Here is a 1,569-nt window from a genome sequence, read left to right as displayed (position 1 = left end):
ACGCCTACCGAAGTGTAGAAATCATTCTCCTCATCTGAAAGGTTCTTGTGCATCTTGTTAAGTCGTTCAACCGCCTCCTGGTCGCCAAGTGCCTTGTAAATCTCTCGCTGCAAACCAAAACCAAGCAGGCGGCCAAAATCCGTCGGCCCATCGTTTATCAGGCGTTCCGACCACTCCAGACATAGGGTCAGGCCAGACGCACTGCGTTGCGCAGCCCTCCGACAAAAATCAAATAACTCACGCCACCCGTTTTCGAATGCCCCGAAAGACTGGTGATTGTATAGTTGGTATACCAAAAAAAACTGCTCATGCGGGGCAAGGCCAAGCTCTGTGAGGGCGTGGCGTAACCGCACCGTCGCCTCATGCGACATACGAAAAAACGCCTGTGCTGCTATGGCTTCTCGAAGCGCCTCATAAACCCCGTTTTCATCACCCAAGCGAATGTTCCGCATGGCCAACATTAACCAGAAGTCCGCTGAAGCCTGAAACGATTTTGTCAGCTTCATTAAGGTGCCTGCCTCACACTCTGGCCTGTCCGGGAACTCAACACAGGCCGCCATGTAATGTCGCGCCAGCAGCGAGGATTCCGGATGGGCGCTCAGAAAGTGATGCAGTCGAGGCAGCCACTGCTCATCTTTGTCAGTATTATTCACCAGAGAAAGTAGCAATAGTCCGACTTCCTGACGTCTAGGATCGTCCGCAGCAAGCAATCTAGCGACGGCCGGTTTGAAACCATCAAACAACGCCTCTGGATTTATCTCCGACGCATCCTGACAACGCGCAATCTTGCCGAACTCTGAGCTGTGTTTTGCCTTATCAACAGGCGGAACCGGTGGCTTATGCTCACTGCGCTTAACGATTTTGGGACCTTTGGTTTGTATCAGTGTTGTGGCTTGTGGACGGTCAGGAAGCGCACGCTCCAATGCCGGTAATGTCCCGTTCTCGATCGAGCCAGTGACCAAAAGCGCAACCACGCCCACCAGCCAACCTTTATGACACCTTTTCTCCACTGGTGCTCCTTAAATTCATCCTAAAGGATAATCCTTAAATTCATCCTAAAGTATAAACAACCTGAAAGACGTATCAATCCACTGTCCTGTTTGAACATGCGGCGTCCTCATCGAACGACGAATTTGGCGCGCGTCATCAATAAAAAAGCCATATCATGCCGTCCGACCTGCTTTATAATTGCCGTCTATCATTTGGGGGCGAAAGGTTTTTTTCGATGCATCAGATTCATATCCGTGGGGCGCGAACGCACAATCTCAAAAACATCGATCTGACCTTACCGCGTGATCAGCTCATTGTGATTACCGGATTATCGGGCAGTGGTAAGTCCTCACTTGCGTTTGACACACTGTATGCCGAAGGTCAACGTCGCTATGTCGAATCGCTGTCAGCCTATGCGAGGCAATTTCTGTCATTGATGGAAAAGCCTGACGTCGATCATATTGAAGGTTTGTCACCAGCCATCTCCATTGAACAAAAATCCACTTCTCATAACCCCCGCTCAACCGTCGGGACGGTCACTGAAATCTACGATTACTTACGTCTTTTATTTGCCCGGGT

Annotated in this window: 2 protein-coding genes; one reads left to right on the top strand and one right to left on the bottom strand. The window is 50.3% G+C overall.

What is annotated here, in order from left to right:
• Window positions 1-980: hypothetical protein (locus tag D6694_07090; protein ID RMH43398.1), on the bottom strand; the 980-nt coding region annotated here is incomplete at its 3' end.
• A gap of 245 nt (window positions 981-1,225) precedes the next feature.
• On the opposite strand from D6694_07090, the gene D6694_07085 reads away from it, so the two are divergent.
• A partial coding sequence (locus tag D6694_07085) for an ATP-binding cassette domain-containing protein (GenBank protein ID RMH43399.1) occupies window positions 1,226-1,569 on the top strand: 344 nt, incomplete at its 3' end.

Source organism: Gammaproteobacteria bacterium (genome assembly GCA_003696665.1).
In the GTDB taxonomy this organism is placed as follows: domain Bacteria; phylum Pseudomonadota; class Gammaproteobacteria; order Enterobacterales.
This window is presented reverse-complemented; position numbering and strand designations above follow the sequence as displayed.